Annotated in this window: 23 protein-coding genes; 10 read left to right on the forward strand and 13 right to left on the reverse strand. The window is 55.0% G+C overall.

Translation table 11 applies throughout. From position 1 onward, the window contains the following. Window positions 1-28 precede the first annotated feature (28 nt). The 8 genes from VGM48_RS17440 to VGM48_RS17475 form a co-directional block, all read right to left on the reverse strand. The gene (locus VGM48_RS17440) at window positions 29-1333 is read right to left on the reverse strand and encodes a spondin domain-containing protein (protein ID WP_331581458.1); all 1305 of its coding nucleotides are present in this window, start codon (window positions 1331-1333) and stop codon (window positions 29-31) included. Between the two features lie 90 nt (window positions 1334-1423). Further along, entirely contained in the window at window positions 1424-1936 is a 513-nt protein-coding gene (locus VGM48_RS17445) for a hypothetical protein (protein WP_331581460.1), read from the reverse strand. Beyond that, complete coding sequence (locus tag VGM48_RS17450; RefSeq protein ID WP_331581462.1) at window positions 1933-3612, reverse strand: NRDE family protein; 1680 nt, start codon at window positions 3610-3612, stop codon at window positions 1933-1935. Before VGM48_RS17450 ends, VGM48_RS17445 begins: the two co-directional genes overlap by 4 nt. Further along, a complete protein-coding gene (locus VGM48_RS17455) occupies window positions 3600-3983 on the reverse strand; it encodes a DoxX family protein (RefSeq protein ID WP_331581464.1) in 384 nt (127 codons plus the stop codon). Before VGM48_RS17455 ends, VGM48_RS17450 begins: the two co-directional genes overlap by 13 nt. A 2-nt stretch (window positions 3984-3985) precedes the next feature. Then, a complete protein-coding gene (locus tag VGM48_RS17460; protein WP_331581466.1) occupies window positions 3986-4429 on the reverse strand; it encodes a YHS domain-containing (seleno)protein in 444 nt (147 codons plus the stop codon). Window positions 4430-4442: 13 nt separating this feature from the next. Beyond that, entirely contained in the window at window positions 4443-4910 is a 468-nt protein-coding gene (locus tag VGM48_RS17465) for a YHS domain-containing (seleno)protein (protein WP_331581468.1), read from the reverse strand. 5 nt (window positions 4911-4915) lie between these two features. Next, window positions 4916-5425 carry a hypothetical protein gene (locus VGM48_RS17470; protein WP_331581470.1) on the reverse strand — a complete coding sequence of 170 codons (510 nt, stop codon included), beginning with the start codon at window positions 5423-5425 and terminating at the stop codon, window positions 4916-4918. Between the two features lie 115 nt (window positions 5426-5540). Beyond that, the gene (locus tag VGM48_RS17475) at window positions 5541-5876 is read right to left on the reverse strand and encodes a hypothetical protein (protein ID WP_331581472.1); all 336 of its coding nucleotides are present in this window, start codon (window positions 5874-5876) and stop codon (window positions 5541-5543) included. 126 nt (window positions 5877-6002) lie between these two features. Between VGM48_RS17475 and VGM48_RS17480 the strand changes: the two genes are divergently transcribed. The 5 genes from VGM48_RS17480 to VGM48_RS17500 all read left to right on the forward strand — a co-directional run bounded on the left by VGM48_RS17480 (window position 6003) and on the right by VGM48_RS17500 (window position 10880). Then, window positions 6003-6551 carry a TetR/AcrR family transcriptional regulator gene (locus VGM48_RS17480; RefSeq protein WP_331581474.1) on the forward strand — a complete coding sequence of 183 codons (549 nt, stop codon included), beginning with the start codon at window positions 6003-6005 and terminating at the stop codon, window positions 6549-6551. A gap of 109 nt (window positions 6552-6660) precedes the next feature. Further along, a complete protein-coding gene (locus VGM48_RS17485) occupies window positions 6661-7521 on the forward strand; it encodes an alpha/beta hydrolase (RefSeq protein ID WP_331581476.1) in 861 nt (286 codons plus the stop codon). A gap of 4 nt (window positions 7522-7525) precedes the next feature. Beyond that, window positions 7526-8392, forward strand: a complete 867-nt coding sequence (locus VGM48_RS17490; RefSeq protein ID WP_331581478.1) for an alpha/beta hydrolase — start codon at window positions 7526-7528, stop codon at window positions 8390-8392. A 19-nt stretch (window positions 8393-8411) separates the two neighbouring features. Next, a complete protein-coding gene (locus VGM48_RS17495; RefSeq protein WP_331581480.1) occupies window positions 8412-8633 on the forward strand; it encodes a hypothetical protein in 222 nt (73 codons plus the stop codon). A gap of 63 nt (window positions 8634-8696) precedes the next feature. Next, window positions 8697-10880, forward strand: coding sequence for a glycoside hydrolase family 97 protein (locus VGM48_RS17500; protein WP_331581482.1), 2184 nt, complete (start codon window positions 8697-8699; stop codon window positions 10878-10880). 34 nt (window positions 10881-10914) lie between these two features. Here the strand turns inward: VGM48_RS17500 and VGM48_RS17505 are convergent, their stop codons facing one another. The 3 genes from VGM48_RS17505 to VGM48_RS17515 all read right to left on the reverse strand — a co-directional run bounded on the left by VGM48_RS17505 (window position 10915) and on the right by VGM48_RS17515 (window position 13315). Beyond that, the gene (locus VGM48_RS17505) at window positions 10915-11751 is read right to left on the reverse strand and encodes a class I SAM-dependent methyltransferase (RefSeq protein WP_331581484.1); all 837 of its coding nucleotides are present in this window, start codon (window positions 11749-11751) and stop codon (window positions 10915-10917) included. Between the two features lie 65 nt (window positions 11752-11816). Further along, the gene (locus tag VGM48_RS17510; RefSeq protein ID WP_331581486.1) at window positions 11817-12359 is read right to left on the reverse strand and encodes a Crp/Fnr family transcriptional regulator; all 543 of its coding nucleotides are present in this window, start codon (window positions 12357-12359) and stop codon (window positions 11817-11819) included. Further along, complete coding sequence (locus VGM48_RS17515) at window positions 12359-13315, reverse strand: sugar phosphate isomerase/epimerase (protein ID WP_331581488.1); 957 nt, start codon at window positions 13313-13315, stop codon at window positions 12359-12361. The genes VGM48_RS17510 and VGM48_RS17515 overlap by 1 nt, the downstream gene beginning before the upstream one ends. Window positions 13316-13395: 80 nt before the next feature. Between VGM48_RS17515 and VGM48_RS17520 the strand changes: the two genes are divergently transcribed. From VGM48_RS17520 to VGM48_RS17535, 4 genes are read left to right on the forward strand one after another with little or no spacing between them, the layout of a single operon-like run. Then, window positions 13396-13716: a metalloregulator ArsR/SmtB family transcription factor gene (locus VGM48_RS17520; protein ID WP_331581490.1), complete on the forward strand. Its 321-nt coding sequence runs from the start codon at window positions 13396-13398 to the stop codon at window positions 13714-13716. 1 nt (window position 13717) lies between these two features. Continuing rightward, window positions 13718-14185 (forward strand): SRPBCC family protein, encoded by a 468-nt coding sequence (locus VGM48_RS17525; protein ID WP_331581492.1) that lies wholly within the window; start codon window positions 13718-13720, stop codon window positions 14183-14185. Window positions 14186-14191: 6 nt separating this feature from the next. Beyond that, window positions 14192-14584: a DoxX family protein gene (locus VGM48_RS17530; protein WP_331581494.1), complete on the forward strand. Its 393-nt coding sequence runs from the start codon at window positions 14192-14194 to the stop codon at window positions 14582-14584. A gap of 10 nt (window positions 14585-14594) precedes the next feature. After that, window positions 14595-15176, forward strand: coding sequence for a YdeI/OmpD-associated family protein (locus tag VGM48_RS17535; RefSeq protein WP_331581496.1), 582 nt, complete (start codon window positions 14595-14597; stop codon window positions 15174-15176). Here VGM48_RS17535 and VGM48_RS17540 read toward each other — a convergent pair. Further along, window positions 15173-16051 (reverse strand): AraC family transcriptional regulator, encoded by an 879-nt coding sequence (locus VGM48_RS17540; protein ID WP_331581498.1) that lies wholly within the window; start codon window positions 16049-16051, stop codon window positions 15173-15175. The genes VGM48_RS17535 and VGM48_RS17540 overlap by 4 nt on opposite strands. Window positions 16052-16150: 99 nt before the next feature. On the opposite strand from VGM48_RS17540, the gene VGM48_RS17545 reads away from it, so the two are divergent. Next, window positions 16151-17320 carry an MFS transporter gene (locus VGM48_RS17545; protein ID WP_331581500.1) on the forward strand — a complete coding sequence of 390 codons (1170 nt, stop codon included), beginning with the start codon at window positions 16151-16153 and terminating at the stop codon, window positions 17318-17320. A 19-nt stretch (window positions 17321-17339) separates the two neighbouring features. Here VGM48_RS17545 and VGM48_RS17550 read toward each other — a convergent pair whose 3' ends face one another. Next, window positions 17340-21062: a M43 family zinc metalloprotease gene (locus VGM48_RS17550; RefSeq protein WP_331581502.1), complete on the reverse strand. Its 3723-nt coding sequence runs from the start codon at window positions 21060-21062 to the stop codon at window positions 17340-17342. Window positions 21063-21078: the final 16 nt, after the last annotated feature.

Below are 21078 nucleotides of genomic sequence, written 5' to 3' on the forward strand. Positions count from 1 at the left end.
GTGGGCGCCCGGTGCGATTCCTTACAAACTATTGCAAATTTACTTTTATGATGTTTGGGATCGGCGGTAAAGTGGTGAATGCGTTGGGGTTAGGAACGACGGAGATCGGTTGGTTCTCGACCAGTGGGGTACCCGCGAGGTTGAACTGGGTAACTCCGGCGCCCGGGAACTGGTCAACGGCCGTTCCGTCATTGTACAGCTGGATGCTTGTGGAAAGGTCGCCGGTCTGAGTGGCGTCGACGCCGTTGCCGGTGGTCGCAAAGAACCAGTCATTGGAGAAGCCGTACATGGTCGCAATGGCCAGGCGGTCGCCTTTTTTGACGGAAAGCTGCTGAGAAACCTTGGAACCTGACGTACTGCCGATGACGGGTAACAGTACCCCGCTGGAGGGCGCCGGAAGAATATAAACATTCCGTACTCCTTTCAAGGTCTTCAGGTAGTTGGCGAGCGTGTCTGCCGCCCCGCGCTGCGCGAGATATTTCAGCCCCTGACCGCGATCGAGCTCACCCACTTTATAGATGGGGTTATCGATGCCATTGTAAACGACCACCAGGATGGGGGACAGCGGCGTGAAGATACCCGTCACCGTCTGAACATAGGCCCAGAGGGCAGAGTTATCGCCCATCTCCGCAATATTGGTCAGGCCATGAGCGGTGGGCTGACCCGCTGTATAAAGGGGATTTGGCAGGAGCAGGTTGCCGCCGACGATGTACGATACCGTCCAAACACCGGGGCTTAGCGGGGTCTCGTTTGCCGTGCCGCCTGAGTTGTTCTTGAGGGTCAGCGTAAAGCTGGAATTCCCATTGTACTTGAGCGTTGCACTCACTAACCTGGATGCAGGCAGGTAAGTGTTGCCCTGGGCGTCCGTTCCGGCTACCTCGGTGATGTTCTTGCTGTCAGCAGTACCAGGATGATTCACGCTTGCGCCGGGCTGCTGGTTGATGCGGGTGCCGTTGTCCCAGAGCTTAACCTGACCGGAGACGTCCCCTTCGATGGGATTGCCGTTATCGTCATAGACCTTGATGCCGGGGTTGGCAGGTGCGAAGAACAGATCGTTTGACCAGCCGTACATCGTGGCGAAGCTGAGTGCTTCCCCTTTTGCGGCCGAAAAAGTGACCGTGGTGGATTGACCGGGGAGGATCAGGGCCGGGGAACCGGTGCCCTGGAAGGTGCCGGATTCGACCAGTGGCTGGGACTTCAGGACGTTCTCGACCGTGATGGTTTCCAATTGGGGCGCACCGCTGCCGGGAGGATTATCTTTCTTGCAGGCTGTCATGATAAAGGGCACTGCGACAATCGCGGGCAACAGGCCAATCTTAGCAAAGCGACTCATATTATTTGATTTTGTTGAACAAAGGTATCCGGGGCGGGAGGGCTGGGCAATGACGATTGTTCCCGAATGTTTGACGGTATCGCCCTGTTTTTAAAGCCGCACGAAGAGATTGCCGGCGACACCGTATACGAGAAAGGCCAGGGCTGTCCCCACGCCGAGAGCTGCTGAAAAGAGATTGTATTCGGGAGGGGTATTGCCGAGCAGCTTTTTAGACCGCAAGGCGGCTCTCCAGCCCAGCCAGAAAGGGAGATGCAGCGGGTTGAACAGGCTGAGGAGCGTGCCGGTGATGAACGGGTACCGGCTGAACGCCACGGACCCGCCGGGATGAAGGAAGGCCAGCAACAGCAGGAGACCTGTGGTTATGAGATATATCCATTTGCGCCTGGGGTTAGGACCGGTTGTTTTTAATGACGTTGTGCCGGCAAGAGCTATACGAACAACGAGCATCTCCGAAAGGATGGCACCGAGACCAAAGCTGAGACTTGCCGCAACGCCTTGTTTGACGGCCAGGCCCGTAATACCGGTATTCAGGATACCCGGCGGAAGGCTGCCGGCGAAGCTGATGGCCAGGACTGTCCAGAAAAGTTGTTTGCGGCGGTTCATCCTGCGATGAGTTTTTCGTGGCGGGAATAATCCCAAAGCATTTTTATTCCTTTGCCGAAGCTCATCTGTGCGAGTCCCTGTTGCCGGGTATTGGCGCGGCTGATGGCGAACAGGATATCCCAATGCCGGCGGATCTCGCGCCAGGCAAAAAAGATCGAGTGTTCCGGATCGTAGATATGGGTGGGCTCGCTGCCGGCCCCGTTGAGCTCGATGACCGAAAAGGCTTCACCTGCTTCGAGGCTTTGCCAGTCGCGGAACCGGATATCCAACCTGCCGAAATAAAAACCGGGGATCCGGCGGCAGAGGTCGTCGATCGCCGCTTGCAGGCCCGGGGTAATGCGGTGGCTTTCATCGGTGAATTTGGCGCCGCGGCTGTGGTTCCCATAGGGTGCCAGGGAGAGTACTTCGCCGTTGGCGGGTACCTGTTGCAGGGCGGGACCGAGGGCTCGCCGGAGTGCGGGAAGTTGGAGGACATATCGTTCGTTACGGCTTAAGAGGGTTTTCACCGTGCTGCGGCCGTCCCCGGTGACAGTGAGCAGTTGCTTTCCTACGATTCCCGTGACGCACCCGGCAGGCTGGCCGGGCATGCGGTAGTAAAAGACGCCGATCTCCAGCGGATGGTCGATATATTCCTGCAGCAGGAAGTCCACCCTGGTACGGGCTGCATAACGCAGGAGCTGGCATTCGTCTTTCAGCAACTGGACGGCCATCCCCCGCTGGCCGATATCCGGTTTAGCCATTATCGGATAGGTGAGCCCGAGAGCTTTCAGCCGGGGGACGAGTTGCCCGATGCGGGTTCCTTTTTGACAGTATAGCGTCTTGGGATAGCTGCCTTCGGGCATCAGGTGATAAATCTGTTTTTTGGATTCCAGCAGGAAGCCTGAGTGGGTTATCGTTGGATTCGCCGCGCTGAACCAGAAAAGTGACCGGGCTTTCAGGCTTAACCAGATCCAATAAAAGAAAAGCGGGGCGTATATGATGGTGGCAGGCCAGTACTCCCAGTGTTTGAGCCGGATGAGAAAGGGGTTTGTGGAAGGCGCCGATTCTTTTTGAAGCGGGAAATACCTGAGTTTTCCTTTGCCGTTCGCGATCCGCACCGTCGTGATGCTTACCGTCGCCACTTCACCCTTCCTGGCGGCCCGCCGGTGAAAATCGAGGATGCTGCCTGTATCGAGATCTTTCTGCCTGTACCAGTCGGCCAGAGCGGTTTCGCGTTGGGCGCGGGTGGGTTCATCATAGAGCGTGACGGAGGTCCAGATGTAGGGGCGGCCGGGATCCAACTGTTTGACGTGCTTTTGTCCGCCATCCCAACGGCATTCGAAGAGACGGCCACTGATGAAGAGGATAACGGTGAAGGGCTCGATAGCCATGAGGCAGACGGCGTTGAAATACGCTACAGGGTCCCGCGCGTCGATGATCTCCAGGAACACGAGCCCGCGGCTTTTGCGATAGGGAGCGAGCCGCCGGTGATTTTCGAATGCCCCGTTCAGCAGGACACCGGCGTCGGTGTCGCGTTTGAGGGCCACCCAGCTTCCGCCGCCCGCGGGATCCTTTGGATAAAAGATATCGCTGTATCGCTGGGGCGGAAGAGCATGGATCCTGCCGCTATGCTCGTCGCGATTCGAGGTCAGGTGATAGACCCCGGACTCACCGGGAAGGAAGGTTACCGTACACATAATTGTTTGAGGAAGGACCAGGCCAGGATCAGGCAGCAGATAAAGACCAGCAGGGCATAGATGAACAGCTGGCCATGATCACCACGAACTTCGATACCCAGCCGGGTAAGATGAAAGAAAAGAGCGCCGCTCATGATGCCCAGACCTATCAGGGCGCCGACGGGCGTGGTTCGGGGGACCAAAAGGAGCACGGAGGCGATGAGTTCCGCCACCCCCGTGCCAATACGCCCCCAGGGCTCCATTCCCAGCGTCGAAAAGATAAAGACCGATTCTTCGGCGCCAGAAAATTTAAAGAACAGGGTCTGGAGCAGGATGACCGCGGCCAGAATGCGCAACACCCAGGAAAGGAGGATCATCTTGTTCGTTGCCATGATCACTCTTTGTCTTTTAATGCCGGCCAGACTTCATCTGCTTTCTTTATCATGCCGGGTCGATCCTTCGACCAGGTTTCTTTGACCTTTTCATTATAGTTGAAATACAATTTATCGTTTACGATGGACCAGGTTTCCACCTCTGTGGGGGCCTTATGACCCATGGCCATGCCATAGGCGCAGTAGCCGCCGTACCGGGGTGCATACCTGTCCGGGTTGGCCTTAAAGCTCTCGAGATTGTTGCGGCTGCTGAATAACCAGCTGGCGCCGTTCCAGGCGTACATCAAGCTGTCGCGGCCCATGACGGGTTTGGATTCCGTAAAGAAGGCAACGGGGTCGTAGCCCTTTATCGCTTTGCCGTTCGCGATGTAGATCGCCGATTTTTGCGCATGCGCGCCGAGCAGGATAAAAAACGCCAATGCGGCTGTTGTGATGGTCTTTTTCATATCGTTATCATTTTTAGTGTTGCTTCGTCCAGTTGACGTCGGCCTTTGTTTTCAGCTGGGGCTCGTCTTTGTTCCAGGACTTGAGCGTGTTGTTAAAAAACTTGTTATAGAACAGGAATAATTTACCGTCGATGATCTTGAAGGTCTTTGGGTCCACCTCCACTTTTTCGCCGGTCGAGCCCATGGCAAAGGCGCACCATCCGCCGTATTGCGGCCGGTACCGCGCGGGTGCGGCTTTGAACAGTTCCCTGTTTTGAGCGGTGGCAAACCGGTAAGTTGCTCCGTCGAGTGTAAAACTGTACTCCTTGTTCCCATCGACGGCTTTGCCGGTGGTGAAATAAGCAACGGGATCATAGCCTTCGATGGCCAGACCGTCGGAGTTGAGATTACAGTCAGGGGCATGCGGATGCATGGGTTGCTGGGCGATTGTGTTGCCGGCCAGCAGGAAGATGGCTATCGCCAGGTTCAGTAGCTGTTTCATATTCTCTAATTATGGAGGAGTGAATGATCGATGTTTTTGCGATATCTTATCGTAGCATGGGCGACGCCGAAGTCTTCGGGCAGCCGGACGCCGGAGAATGTTGTCAGTCCGGCGCGGATCATCGCCATATGGTGAACGGTATGATCGAGATTGTGAGCCAATTCGCGATAATAGCTGGAACAGAGGCAAAGCTCCGGCGTATCATCGAAGGCGGCGTGCAGGCTAAGCGTTCTGTCCGGTTTTGCCAGTGTTTCCTTCAGCGCGGATATATGGCGAAGCGCGAAACCGGGATCGATCTCCAGCAGCCGGTTGCGCTGACGGCGATCGTAATTCACCAGGCCGGAATAGTATCCGTTCTCTAGTTGCTGGAAACATTCTATGACATGTCTGAGATGCTGGCCGACGGAAGCGCCGGAAAGCACTGCTACAGGAAAGCGGTATTCTTCCGCGGGAAGCCCTTCCAGCAGGGCGGTGAGCTGATCGAACAGCCGAAAGACAACGGGTGTCAGTTGCATTTTGCGTCGTTTAATGACAATGCAAAAATGCGATAAGAATGATGGCTGGAAAATACCCGGAGTTCCCGATGTGTTATCGGAACTTCCTTATTTTGGCAAGAAAAGGGCTAGCGGGTTATCGCCGGTGCGCTTTGCGGCGCAACCTTTCCCGCAGCAGCGGGCCGATCTCCAGCCGCCGCCCGGGATATAGCCGTTGAGTAAGCGTGAGCTGGATGACGCTGATGCCGGGGAAGATGCTCAATGTTACCGAGGTGGTCCATTGCAGATAGCAGGCGAGGAGCACCACATAGCCCGTGAGCAGGGCCTGGGCAAGACTGGCCAGATAGACGATGATGATGTAGGTGGCGACGCCCCAGGTAAAAAAGAAGACCTCCCGGCCGGTGAAGACAAAAGACATGGCCAACGGGAATAGAGAGATGCAAAACAGGAAGACGAGATTAACGATCAGCAATGGTGATGGTTCATAGCAGGTGTTTTGTCAGGTGTTTTGGGAGGTTTGGCAAGGCGGAAGATAGACAATTTTCCAGGCGGGAGCCTAAAACAGACTTGTCTGTTCTTTTTTTCTTAATTTTGGGTCATGCAAACAGAAAGAAAAAATGCCATCAGGGGCACGGTCATCGAGACCGCTTCGAGGCTTTTCTATAAGCAGGGTTATGCCAACACCGGCATCAACCAGATCATCGAAGAATCGGGAGTGGTGAAATCGTCGGTTTATACCGCTTTCCGAACCAAGGAAGATATCCTGATGGGCTATCTGGAAACCACGGGTGCGTCTCTTGACAAAGCCTTGCAACAGGCGGTGGATCAAAAGGATACACCAAAAGAAAAAGTTTTGGCCGTGTTTGATCTCCTGATTGGCCAGGTACTGGGGAAGGAATATTACGGCTGTCAATTTCTGAATATCATCTCCGAGATCCCGTTGGAGAACGAACGGGTGATCAAACAGATCCAACAACAGAAAAACGGCGTGCGCGGCCTTTTTACCAGAGTCCTCGAACCCATTGGCAAACAATCGCTTGCCGACGAATTCTACCTGCTTTTCGAAGGCGCGTTGATCGCCAATAAGGTCCATCGCCAGGTTTGGCCGGTGGAGACCGCTAAAAAGATCGCCGAGAAATTAATATGAAAAACAGACTTGTCTGTTTTCTAATTTATCCTTAGCTTTGAGTTGTGAATGAAGCGGGCCATTAGGGTGTCTCGCCGAAAACAAGTCAGTCTGTTTTAAATCAATCAAAATGAAAAAGCAAGCTATCCGCTACAAGCAAACCCGGGTCGACGGGCTCAATATCTTTTATCGCGAAGCCGGGGAACCGGGCAAACCGGCAATCGTTTTGCTCAACGGGGTACCCAACGCCTCCAGCGCCTTTCAGCAACTGATGAATGATCTGAAGGAGGACTTTTTTCTGGTTGCGCCGGATTTTCCGGGCTTCGGCAACAGCGACCTGCCGGATCCGAAGCAATATGATTATTCCTTTCATAATCTGTCGGTGACCGTGGAGCATTTCATCGACGCGTTGAAACTTCAACACCCCTTTGTTTATGCACTTGGGTATGGAGGTCCCATCACATTTCGCATCGCCTTACGGCGGCCCGACCTTTTCGCCGGCTATATCCTTCAAAACTCCAATGCCTACGAGGAGGGGCTTGGACCGGCCATGCACGATGCGGCGCCCTACCTCAGCAACCGCAACGCCGAAACCGAAAAGCTTGTGAAGCCGCTGTTGACGCTCGACGGGATCAAGCTGTTCTTTCTCAACGGAGCAAAGGACCAGCAGGCGATCGATCCCGACCACTACCACAACGCGCTTTATTATTTAAGCCGGCCCGGCCAGCAGGAGATCCAGCTGGACTTGCTCTATGACTATCGCAACAACCTGGCGGAATATCCGAAATGGCAGCAATGGCTCAAAACCACGCAACCCCGCATGTTGCTGGTATGGGGAAAGAACGATGTCTTTTTTCCGGTAAGCGCGGCCGAGGCCATCCAACGGGATGTACCCGGCGCAGAGCTGCATGTATATGACACCAGTCATCTCGCCCTCGAAGAATTCCATGTGGCCATCGCCGACAATATTCAATCATTTCTCAAAAACTAGATATATGAACGTACAAACAGTAAGCTACCACACCGTCGAGGTGGATGATCGCAGAGTTTTTTACCGGGAATCGGGTCCCCAGGATGCGCCGACTATTTTGCTGCTCCATGGATTTCCCACTTCCTCGCATATGTACCGGAATCTGATCCCGCTGCTCAACAAGGAATATCGGGTGATCGCACCCGACCTGATCGGATTTGGGTTTTCCGATGCGCCGGATCGTAGCCGGTTTACCTACAGCTTCGACAACCTGACTAAATATGTGCAGGGGTTGATCGACCTGCTGGGTTTGAAGCGGTTTGCCATCCAGGTATTCGATTATGGTGCTCCGGTCGGCTACCGGCTGGCCGTTGCCAACCCCGAGAAAATAACCGCGATCATCTCGCAAAACGGCAACGCGTATGAAGAAGGGCTGAGCGAAGGCTGGAACCCTCTCCGCAAGTACTGGCAGGAACCTACCGACGAAAATCGCAACAACCTCAAGGCGATGGCCAGCGCGGAGATGACCCAATGGCAATATTTTACCGGGGTAAGGGACAGGTCGCTTGTCGCGCCTGAATCTTATCTGCTCGATCAGTTCCTGCTGGACCGGCCGGGCAATATCGATCTGCAGTTGGACCTGTTTAAAGATTATGCGAGTAACGTAGCTTTGTATCCAAGGTTTCACCAATATTTCAGGGATTACCAGCCCCCCTTCCTGGCCGTATGGGGTGATAAAGACCCTTTCTTTTTACCTGCCGGCGCCGAGGCGTTTAAAAAGGACCTGTCGAAGGCGATTGTCAAATTTTATGATACCGGTCATTTCGCGCTGGAAACACATGTGCAGGAGATTGGCGAGGGGATCCGGATCTTTTTACGATCACTCACATAATATTCATAAAACTGCGGATATGAAACCAAACCTTTCCTATCTGGGGCTTATCTATCAAACCAACTACCACCACCATCACATCGATGGAAAGAGCCGCCGGTTATTTCGCATCCGTAGTCTGACCACGTTGTCACTAGCTGTATTCGCGATGGGCTTTGCCTTCTGGCAGCCCATCGTTAGCTTTTCCCTTATTTGTGCCTGTTTCTTTCTTTACCTGAGACCGGGGGTGCGGGAAACCTGAAAATTTTCCGGTATGTTTGCAGTGATTTTATAATGTGTATTATTTACACAAAAACTACTGCTAATGTCCCAACTCCAACGCCCCGCCCGCAACTTCTTCCGTGTGAAGTGCGGAGCGGCCATGCTGCTGACCGTTTGCCTTTTTCTTTCTGCCCAGGCGCAGGAGCTTTTCTCGCCCAACCGGAATTTCCGGATGGTTTTCCAACTGGATGCCGGCGGCCAACCGGGATATGAATTATTTTATAAAGGCAAGGCAATCATCCGGCCTAGCCGGCTGGGTCTCGAACTGAAGAACGACAGCTTTTCGTTGACGAGTGGTTTTGTCGTCGCCGATTCGGCAAGGGGCAGTGTCAACGATTCATGGACGCCGGTGTGGGGGGAAACGAAAACGGTTGCTGACCATTACAATGAGCTTGCCCTTACGCTGGAGCAGCCGCGTGCCCGGCGGAAGATCCTGATCCGGTTTCGCGCATTTGACGACGGGCTTGGATTCAGGTATGAGTTTCCCACGCAGCCCAACCTGGTGTATTTCGTGATCCGGGAAGAGAAGACGCAGTTCGCGATGACGGGGGATCATACGGCGTGGTGGATCCCGGGCGATTATGATACCCAGGAATATGACTATACGACCTCGAGATTGTCTGAGATCCGCGGGCTGATGAAGCAGGCCATTACCCCCAATGCTTCGGAGACGCCCTTCTCCCCTACCGGGGTCCAGACGGCGCTGATGCTGAAGACAGCAGACGGTGTCTATATCAATTTACACGAGGCTGCGCTGATCAACTATCCCTGTATGCATCTCAACCTGGACGACCGGAATTTTGTCTTCGAGTCCTGGCTGACGCCGGATGCGCGGGGTGACAAGGGGAACATCCAGGCGCCCGCCGTTTCCCCCTGGCGGACCATCATCGCCAGCGATGACGCGCGGGATATCCTCGCTTCGAAGATGACCTATAACCTCAACGAACCCTGCAAACTGCCGGAGACGTCGTGGATCCGGCCGACGAAATATGTCGGCGTCTGGTGGGAGATGATCTCGGGCAAGTCGACCTGGGCCTATACCGACGAGTTTCCTTCGGTGGTGCTCGGGAAGACCGATTATGCCACCGCAAAGCCCAATGGACGGCATGGCGCCACCACCGCCAATGTGAAGCGGTACATCGATTTCGCGGCGAAGAATGGATTCGATGCGGTGCTTGTCGAGGGTTGGAATGTAGGCTGGGAGGACTGGTTTGGACATATGAAGGACCGGGTTTTCGATTTTGTCACCCCATACCCGGATTTCCATGTTCAGGAACTGCATGAATATGCGCAGGCGCATCATATAAAGCTGATCATGCATCATGAGACCTCTTCGTCGGTGAGAAATTACGAGCGTCAGCTGGATACGGCTTTCAAGTTTATGAAGCAGAATGGCTATGATGCCGTGAAGACGGGTTATGTGGGGAATATCCTGCCGGCCGGGGAATATCATTATGATCAGTGGATGATCAACCACTACCAGTATGTCGTTGAAAAGGCGGCTGCCTATCATATCATGGTCAACGCGCATGAGGCGGTGCGGCCGACGGGGATCGCGCGGACCTATCCCAATATGATCGGCAATGAGTCGGCGCGGGGAACCGAGTACCAGGCCTTTGGCGGGTCGAAGCCGAACCATGTGACGATCCTGCCGTTTACGCGGTTGCTGGGCGGCCCGATGGATTATACGCCGGGGATCTTCGAGATGGATCTGAGCAAGGCCGATCCCAATAACCATTCGCATTGCAACAGTACGCTTGCCAATCAACTGGCGCTTTATGTGACGATGCCCGGTCCCTTGCAGATGGCCGCAGATTTTCCCGAGAACTATGAGCGGTTTATGGATGCCTTTCAGTTTATCAAGGATGTTGCCGTAGACTGGGATGACAGCAAATACCTGGAGGCCGAGCCGGGGAAGTATATTACCGCGGCGCGGCTTGCCAAGGGTACGGGGAACTGGTTCGTGGGGAGCGTGAACGGGGACAGTTCGCGGCTGTCGTCGATCGGGTTTGGATTTCTTGCGCCGGGGAAGAAATACCTGGCCACGGTATATGCGGATGCGCCGGATGCCCATTACAAGACGAATCCACAGGCTTATGTGATCCGCCGGTATATCGTGACGAGGGAGTCCAGGCTGCGGCAACTGTGCGCGCCGGGCGGCGGGTATGCGATCAGTCTGTTCGAGGCGAAACCAGAAGATCTTAAAGAGGTGAAACCGTTGAAATAGCGAGAATTTATTGGGCGGTGGATGATGGCGTTGCTCAGACGACTGCTCGTACGAGGCTGCAGTTTTGTGGGGGTGGCAGCGTGGTCGTGCTGTTGCGCCAATAGCGTTGGGTGGCTTCTTCGGGTGTCAGCCAGTCGATGCGGGAGAAGCCGCAGGTTTTGAGTTGGGCATCGAGCTCACCGGGTTTGAAGTAGGTGAGCCAGGGCTCGCCGGAGCGGGCAACTTTTGCCGCGGCGAAGATAAAAAACGGGTTCCAGCGTTTTGCCGAGGCGGTGAAAACGAACTCGCTCCCTTTTGGCAGGCTGCCGAGGAAGTGGAAGATGCGGTTTACCGTTTCCCGCCGGAGGTAGATGAGCACGCCGAGGCAGGAGACGAACACCGGTTGGGTGAGATCGAGGGGGCTGTTGGCAAAGGCTGTTGCGAGATCATCCGTTTCCAGATCGAGCCCTACAAAGGACAGGTTTTCGGGACAAGGGAGCCCGGCCCGTTGAACGAGGCGCAGCTTGCCCGCCTGGCTGGCGGGCTGGTCGGCTTCGATAATGTGAAGGTCTTTCGCCCATTCCGGCTGGCGCCAGGCAAAGGTGTCGACGCCGGCGCCGAGCAGGAGGTATTGCCGGACGCCGCGCCAGGTCGCTTCATACAGACAATCTTCCGCATAGCGGTTGCGGAGGACCATATGCGTTCGCAAGGCGACGCTGCCCGCCAGGAAATAATCATCTTGCCGTTGATAGATATGCTCGATGGGCTCCTTGCCCAGCAATTGGAGGATGATCTCGTCCCTTAATAATTTTTCACCCTCATCCAGCAGTTGATGCGCAGCACGGAAGATGGCAGCCCCGAAGGCGGTGGAGCTTCCTGTTTGTTTATCCATTCTTTCTCTGTTTTGATTTACTCCTCAAATCTCGCGGACGCCGGGCAGATTGCGATTTACAATTGTTAAGAAATGCCGCGGTTGCGGATCCGGCTGAGGGAGACGGGGGTAATGCCTAGATAGGAGGCGATGTACTGGAGGGGGACGCGCAGGATGATCTGGGGTTGATCGCGGAGCAGGTTCTCATAGCGCTGTTGTGGGGTATCCCGGAGATAGGAAAAGAAATGTCGCATAAAAGCTGCTTGTTTATCCGCGGCATTATCCAGGATATAGGGATAGAGATCCGGGTCCTGCCGGACGATATCCATGTCCTGCTGGTTGAGCCAGCGCAGCCTGACCGGTTCAATGGTCTCGATGCTGAAGGGGCTTGGCGTGTTTTTCCGAAAGCTCTCCGAGGAGTAGACGACATCGCCTTCGAAGAAGAACTGGAAGCTGATCTCCTTACCGTCGTGGTTGAACCAGCTGCGGGCGCAGCCTTCATCGATGACATAGAGCTTGCGGGAGAGGTCGCCTTCTTTCAGCAGCAGGTGACGGGGGCCGGCTTCCTCCTGTTTCCAGAGGGAGCTGTATTTTTTCCAGGCGGCGCGGCGATCATCGGGAAGAGACATCAGTCGATGGCGAATTTGTTCTTCAACAGGTAGTCCCGGCTGTCCTTTATTGCCTGATAGACGTCCGTGGCGACGACATCCATTTCTATTACCATCCATTCTATATTGGGTTTGGCGGCCCTGGCGATGGCAGGGACGTTTTGGGCGCCTTGACCCAGCGGCAACATGGGATAGGGCTTATCCTTTATCAGGGCGTCGTTGTATTGGGCGGGTCCGTCTTTCATGTGGAGGTATTTGGCCCTGTGACCGAATTTCGAAATGATGGTTGCGGGATCGTGTCCGGCGACCTTTATCCAGTAGGTATCGAGTTGGAAGAAAACGTCCGCGCTTACGCCTTCGAGCAGCCATTCGTATACGAAACGGCCGCCGACCTTGTTGCGGTATTCCCACCAGTGGTTGTGCAGGCCGAATTGCAGGCCATGCGATTTGGCAAAGGCAGCCGCTTCGTTGTAGATGCCGATAAGTTGTTTTGTGCCTTCCAGGCTGCTGTAGCGTTTATCCTCCGGCCAGCCATGCCAGATCATCCGCCGGCAGTCGAAGGCCTCGGCGGTTTCGAGCATGGCTGCTTTTTTGTCACCGATGGGAATTTCGATATGACTGGAGCAGACTTTCAGGCCGGCGGCCCTCACGGCGCGGGCGGCCTGTTTAACCGTGATGTCCTTTGGCCAGAAGGCGGTTTCGACGGTATGCACGCCGAGGGATGCGAGGCGGTGGAGGGAACCCGGCATGTCTTTGGCGATCTGGTCGCGGATGGTGTAGAGTTGGACGGCGATCTTTGGAGTTCCGGCGGTGGCGGCGGTTCCGGTGGCGGCGGCAGTTCCGGTGGCGGCGGCAGTTCCGGTGGCGGCGGCAGTTCCGGTGGCGGCGGCGGCGAAGACGGCCGAGGGTAAAGCAGCTGCGAGGGTGGCAGAGCCGCTCATCAACAGGAAATCCCGGCGGGAGAATCGTTTTTGCATACAGGAAGTTAATAAAAAAACCCGGAAAAATTTGCGTAGTTAAATAGCTACGCTTATATTTGTAGTGAAATAGCTACATAATGAATCTAAGAAGAGACGTATTCCAGGCCATCGCAGACCCCACGAGAAGGGCGATCCTTCTGCTGGTGGCATCACAATCCTTGACGGCGGGTGCGATAGCCGCGAATTTCGACACGGCGAGACCGACCGTTTCCAAACATCTGCAAATTCTCACCGAGTGCGAACTGCTAAAACAGGAGCAAACCGGCAGGGAGATCTATTATCACCTCAATGCAAAAAAAATGAAAGACGTAGCCGACTTCATCGAGCCGTTCCGCAAAATGTGGGACGACCGCTTCAACAAGTTAGAAACCATTATGAAAAAATATAAAAACAAATAACATGGAACGTAAGACAAAGATCACTGCCGAAGACGGCAAGCAGGAGATCGTGATCACCCGGGAGTTCGATCTGCCGCTGGAATTACTCTTCAAAGCGTATTCAGACGCGGAGATCGTCGGGCAATGGATGGGGACGAAAGTGGTTAAAATGGAGAACAAAAAACACGGCGGCTACCAATTCGAGACAACCGATGACAAGGGGAATGTGGTATTCCGGGCCAATGGGACCATCCATGCATTCATTCCGAACCAGAAGATCACCCGGACATTTGAAATGGAGAACGTGCCGTTTGGCGTACAGCTCGAGGTATGCGAATTTGAACGACTGACAGACGACACCAGCAGGCTCCATATTCATTCCATCTACGAATCGGTTGCGCAACGGGACCAGGTGCTGAAGCTACCCTTTGCCCAGGGCATCGACATGGCACACAACCGGCTGCAGGACATCGTCAATAAACTTAAATAATTTGTTATGACAAAGAGAGATCGGATCATCTATTGGATCGCCACCATCTGGCTTGCGACCGGGATGCTGTCAACCGGAGCCGTACAGTTATTCAAAGCAAAAGAGGGGCCTGGAGGTGTTGACAGTCTCACCCATCTGGGCTATCCCGGATATTTTCTGACGATATTGGGCGTGTGGAAAATTTTGGGGGTCATAGCGGTCCTTATCCCTAAATTTGGGATACTGAAGGAATGGGCTTATGCCGGCTTTTTCTTTATCATGTCGGGAGCTGTATTCTCGCATCTCGCCTGGGGCGACCCGGTGAAGGAGATCTTCCCCTCGGTGTTGTTACTGGTCCTGACCGTCCTATCCTGGTATTTCAGGCCTGTTGACAGGAAGATAGTTTTTGTTAATCAATAAAATGAATAGCATGAACCCCAAGGTTGACAATTATGTGAGCAACGCCAGGGACTGGCAGAAAGCAGTGGAGAAGCTGAGAAAGATCGTTCTCGACTGTGGGCTTACCGAAGAGTTGAAGTGGGGCAACCCTTGCTACACCTATCAGAGCGGTAACATCGTTTTGATCCATACGTTCAAGGAATACTGTGCGCTGTTGTTCTTCAAAGGCGCTTTGTTAAACGATCCCGAGGGTATTCTGATCCAACAAACGAAGAATGTCCAGGCGGCGCGCCAGATCCGGTTTAGCAATGTCCAGGAAATAAGTAAGCTGGCGGCCGGTTTGAAGGCTTATATCTATGAAGCGATAGAGGTCGAAAAAGCCGGGTTGAAAGTAAAGCTCAAAAAGACCAGGGAATTCAGCATGCCGGAGGAGTTTCAAAAAAAACTGGACAAGCGGGCCACCCTGAAAACCGCCTTTGAAGCGTTGACACCGGGGCGGCAAAGGGGTTATCTGCTTTATTTCTCGGCGCCCAAACAAGCCAAGACCCGGGAGTCAAGGATCGAAAGATCGATCCCGCAAATTCTCAAGGGAAAGGGATTGACCGATGATTAATTTACCACAAGATTGACCTGCATCGAACGCCGGTATTGCTGGGGCGTGCTCTTCGTAAGGGTTTTGAAAGCCCGATTAAAGAGGGAGATATTATTGAACCCGGCATGCGAGGCAACAGAAGCTATGGATAGATCGGAGCCTGTCAGTAACAGACAGGCTTTTTGTATGCGCACCTCCATCAGGGCCTGCTTTAGCGTTTTGCCGGTGGCTTGTTTGAAGAAGCGGCAAAACGAGCTTTCCGTCATCGCGAGATCTCCGGCAATCTGCCGGGTGGAGACCTCATCCTGGTAACGAGTTTGAATGATCTGGTAGACCTGCTGGATGCGGCTGCTGTGGATGGTGGAGAGCGGCAGGGATTCCCGGGCTTTGAGGTCCTGTGCATCGGCGGTAACCGACATCTCCCGAAGCACCGAAAACAGTTGCATCAGCCGCGGGAAGGGCGGCAGCTTGTTCATTTTCTTTATCAGGCTTCCGATGCGGTGTTTTGCTTTTCCGCCGATTGCGATGCCTGTTTCCGCCCTGTCGAGCAGCTTTGCGATACCGGTGAATTCGGGAAACTGTTTCGTCATCGTTTCCAGCTGATCACGTTTGAACTGGATGACATACTCTTCATAGCTGGAGGCGGGTGATTCGAATCCGAAGTTGAAGGTATTGTGGAGGATATTGGGGCCGAGCAGGACGAGATCGCCGCCGGTGTAGCGGCTGACCTTGTAGCCGATGAACCGCTTCCCTTTACCATGCGGGACGTATACGATCTCGAATTCGGGATGAAAATGCCAATAGTCCTCGTGGCAAAGGACCGGGGCCTTGAAATGCGTCATGTGAAAAGACGCTCCTTCGATGGGCGAGATGATCTCGCGGCTTGCTTTCCTCATCTACTCGTTTGTCTGTTATTCACAATTTATGACAATTTAGTGGAAATTCCTGAAAAACGGCTGGCAGCGTTGTTTGCGCGGGATCGCGAAATTTGTCACATGAAGATGAATAAGAAGATGGCCTACCGGACTGCCGTGATCACCTATTTCTTTGTCAACGGTTTTTTGTATTCCAACCTGACTTCGAGGTTGCCCGAGCTCAAGGAGCATTTCGCGGTATCCAACAGCGTTTTGGGAACGCTTCTTTTTACGACGGCGATCGGCGCACTCGTTGCCATGCCGCTGACGGGATGGCTTTCCGTCCGTTATGGCAGCGCCAGGATAGTGATCTTTATGGGATTCCTGTTTTGTTGCAGTGTCCCCTGCATCGCTTATTCACCCGATCTCTGGCTGGGGAGGGTCGGCTTTTTTATGACCGGCTTTTTCTCGGGCGCCATGGACATCACGATGAATGCACAGGCAGTGCTCGTGGAAAGGATCTATAAGAGAACCATCATGTCTTCTTTTCATGCGGCGTTCAGTATCGGCATGGCGCTTGGAGCGGGCGCGGGTGCGTTGTTCGCGGATTTTCATTTTCCGTTGCAAGGTAATCTGGTGATAGCCGCCGGCTGTTGTGTGGTATTGCTGGCGCTGATGCTCCCGATCCTGTTGGAACACCGGCAGGAAGGCGGGCCTAACCCGGTGGCCAAAGCCGGGTCGAGACGCATTCCGACTGCGATCTGGCTGATCGCCATCATCGGTTTTTGCAGTATGACGGGAGAGGGCTCGATGGTCGACTGGTCGGCTATCTATACCAATACGGTGGTGGGCATGACAAAGGCCTTCAGCGCGCTGGCCATCGGGGCGTTTGCAACGGCGATGACTATCGGCCGGCTTTTTGGCGATCGGCTGATCGACCGGCTGGGTAAATATCCCATCCTGATCGGCAGTTGTTGTTTCAGCATTGCCGGGCTTACGCTTGCGTTAAGCTGGGTCTCGGCCCCTACGGCGCTGCTGGGATTCTTTTTGGCCGGCGCGGGCCTTTCGAATGTCGTTCCCCTTATCTATTCCCTCGCCGGAAATATTCCGGGTATCGATCCGACGGCCGGGATCGCTGTCGCCAGCACCATCGGCTATAGTGGGTTTTTTGTGGGGCCGCCGGTGATCGGATACCTGGGAGATGCGTTCGGGTTGAGGATCGGGTTGTGTTTTTCGCTGCTGCTTTTCTTTATCATGCTGGCGGTGTCCGGTACTGTGTTCGCCGCGAAGAGAAGGGTCCAATCCACATGAGATACATCGACGCAGCCCGCTATCGCACCAACACCAATACACCTTTTTCCACTTTCACCGGTTCACCGGGAAGCCGGTAACGGCATTGCCAGACGAAGGAGTTTGTCACCGATGGAATTCCCCGGACGCGGCCATCCCAGCCTGCCGTGGCGTCGAGGGATTCGAAAACGATCTGACCTTCGCGATTGAAGATCTCCAGGTAGTAGCCGATGGGCATGGGTCCGCGGATGATGGGCCGGAAGAGGTCATTAGCGCCGTCTTTGTTCGGGCTGAAGGCGCCGGGGAAGAAGAGCCCGTCGCGGCAAACGCTTACCTGCACGCGGATGGTATCGACGACGGTACAACCCGCTCCCGCCGTGGCGGTGCAGGTATAGACGGTATCGGTCTCCGGCGACACGAACGGACTTGCGGCCGTTTGATCGCTGATGCGGTAGCCGGGCGCCCAGTTATAGGCGCTGAACCCTGTGGGCGCCGGGAGTTGTACGCTGTCACCCTGGCAAAGCGTTATGCCGGGTCCGAGGTCGAAGGGCGGCGATGCGATGGTGGAGAGGATGAGCGAGTCGGTATGGTTGACATTGCAGTAATCCGTGGCGGTGACCCAGTAGGTGCCCGGCAGATAGGCGGTAAACGTCGAATCCACTGATCCGTTTTGCCAAAGGTAGCTCCGAAATCCGGCGCCCGCATTCAACTTCACGGTACTCTGGTTACACAGTGCGAGATCTGGCCCCAGGTCGACCGTATCGTTTGCCTCCGGCACTTCGAGCCAGACGCTATCGGTCAGGATGCGGCAGCCGGCGGCCATCCGGGCATGAAGCAGCATCCGGCCCGGTTTATTGAAATGAAGGGAAACGGTGGAGTCTGTCGGTTGATCGATCGTGCCGCCTTCGCCGTCGAGGGCCCAGATCACTTTCCCGCTGCAATCGCGGTTGCGTGTTGCGGTGAGCAGCAGGCTGTCGCGGGAATTGCAAGCGGTATCCTTTCCCGTGATCGCCAGCAGTGAGCAGGCCATCGGGTCTTCGCAATAATCGACTATCGGTGGGACAAAGGAGATCACCTGGGGTTGATAGTCGATGGCGGTGATGCCGGCATCCGACGAAGGGCTGGTGAACGGGGTCGTTACGAGCGGAGCAGGGGTGATCGCCGGGGTGAAGTCGACGACGGGGCAACTTGCGCCGCCTGTTGCGCCGGGGAATAGCCGCAGGGCGCTGTCGGTTTTTAGGAAATAAAGCCCGTTGTCGCCAATGATCCCTGAGTGACCGCCCGCGGCGAGGTAACCTTTATCCCGGGTGGCTTGCAGGCTATAGAGGTTTTGGACACCCGGCAGGAGATATTTTTTGGCAGCGATGAGCTTACCGTCCACCGTGATATTCACCAATGCGGCGTCCTGCGGCGATAGCCCGGTACTCCCGGAAAAGGTGAGGACAAGAGACTTGTCGTTCGCGATGGCAATGTCCGACTCGAGGGAGGTCACGTTTGTCGAGGGATCCTGCACAGCAAAGGCCGACGACAGGTTGCCCTGTTTGTCGACCAGCAGCGCACCGAACTGATCGGACTTGTACTGGCTGCTCAGCAGGTAGTTGCCCTGATAGGCGTAGACCTTTCCGGTAGAGACCGGCAGCCCCGGCCAATCGTAATATTTTCCCCAGATAAAATTACCCGATATCTCATCCATAGCAAACAGCAACCCCCTTGAAGAAATCGTGGCAAAGCTAAAATTCGACACGGCAAATATCAGTTGTCCATTGTCTTCCAACATCCAGACATCATAGATCTGCATGGCGTCGAGCAGGGTTTTTGACCAGAGCACGTTACCATCGGCATCGGTGCGAACCACCCGCAGCGGCCGGGTGCTCCCGGATATAGCAGCACAAAGAATGTAGCCGCCGGAAGAGAGCGGAAATGCGCGGGTAGTTGTCGAAAGGGAAAAGAGCGGATCGGAATATTTCTTTGCCCATTGCAGCCGGCCTTGTCCATCCAGTCGGATCAGGTTGGCGGAGCTTTTACCGCTCGCTTCCGTAACGACGCCCGCGTGGATAGAACCGCCGTCAGCCACGACTTTTCCACTGTAAATACGGCTGACGCGTAAATCGCCGATGACTTCCGCCCACAAAGGAACGCCCGCGGGGCTCAGCTTCATCACTAATCCATTCGTCTGTGCCGGTCCATAGTTGGAGGTGAGCCCCGAAACCAGGTAATTATCCTGGCCGTCGATTGCTGCCGCCCAGAGAACCTGACCCCGTGTCCCGGCCATCGTTTTCTGAAAGGTGTGGATCGAACAACTATCGGCCGGATCGATCACCTGAAGACGGCCGGTTGTTTCGGAGCTGCAATGCCCGTCCGTCGCCACCAGGCGGATCGCGTGACTACCCGCCGCAGGGAAGGTTGCGTCATAGTTGGCTCCTGTACCCACCATCGTCCCGTCGAGCCACCACTGCCAGGAGGCGGCGTTGGCGCCGGTGTAGGTGAAATGAGCCATCCCATTTATAAGTATGGATGTATCGGCGGGTGCAAAGGCTGCCACGGCGGGACAGAGGATATCCAGCGCGAGGTCTTTTTCCCCGTCTACACACGTCGTATTGCCGGAGGCGGCAACGAGACGGATCAAATAGTGGCCCGCCGTGGGAAATGTGAAGTTGAGATCCGAACCCGTCGCCTGTTGAACTCCATTGACGGTCCAGGTGTACGAGGACCCATTTACGGAGGTGTTAGTAAAGACGATCGGGACGCCGGGAGTGATGGTGCCGGGTGGAATGCTGAAATTCGCGGCTACCGGTGAGGGACAGGGCGGCATACAGGATTTGCAGGCCAGCAGGCTCATGCGAACGTTCTGGATCGACCAGTTCATGCGATCGGCCTGGTCCGGGGTGAAGAGGGTCATGCAGCTGATATTGCCGTAGTCCATGTAATCGCGGGTGAGGTCGTCCTGGTCCGATGAAAAGCCCGACAGCATATCGGTGGAGCAGCTGTTCATGGCCTGGCCGCAGTTGACATAGGCCGTACTTTGATCGGGCGGGGTGTCGCAAATGCGGTCGCCGTCGACGCTGCAATCGTTGTTTGTGCAGCCGCCTTCGAATGTGTGATAGAGCCCAAGATAATGGCCCATTTCGTGGATGAGTACGACGTCATTGGCATAGGAAGTTCCAAAGAGGTCTGCTTCGACCACGATCCCGTCTTCGTCGCTGCCATGCGCCGGAGGCAGGTAGGCATAGCCGGCCACGTTGCCGGGGATGCTCCGCACGACCCAGATATTGATATAACAAAGCGGGTTCCAGCGGTTGGTATTTTTTACGTTGAGATCGTCGATGGTCATGTCGCCCATATTCGTATAGGGAGAGACGTCATGCGTGATGCCGTTAGTCGGCTGGTTGGAAGGATCGTGGCCGGCGAGGCAGAACTGGATATGGGGATCGGCGCCATCGGCCGGATCATAGTAGCCGCTCCTGGAATAAGCCTCGTTGAGGTGTTGGATGGCGGTGAGCACCTGGACGTCGGAGATGTTCTCGGGGCCGTTGTCGTGGATGACGTGTACCACGACAGGAAGAGTGGTGATAACGGTTCCGAGGGGAATTGGAGTGGCGGGAGTCCTTTTTTTAAGATGCGCGCGCCATTGGGACTCTATCCGGGCGCTTTTTGCAAGGATGTCAGGGTTTCTGCTTATCAGGGCGTCTGTGGCCTGCTTTTGACCACAGGTCAAGGGTTGAGCGATCGCCCGGGAGGACAGGACGATGGCCAGGAGGATCATAGAAAGGTTTAAAAAG

The organism is Puia sp. (assembly GCF_036500295.1).
Taxonomy (GTDB): domain Bacteria; phylum Bacteroidota; class Bacteroidia; order Chitinophagales; family Chitinophagaceae; genus Puia.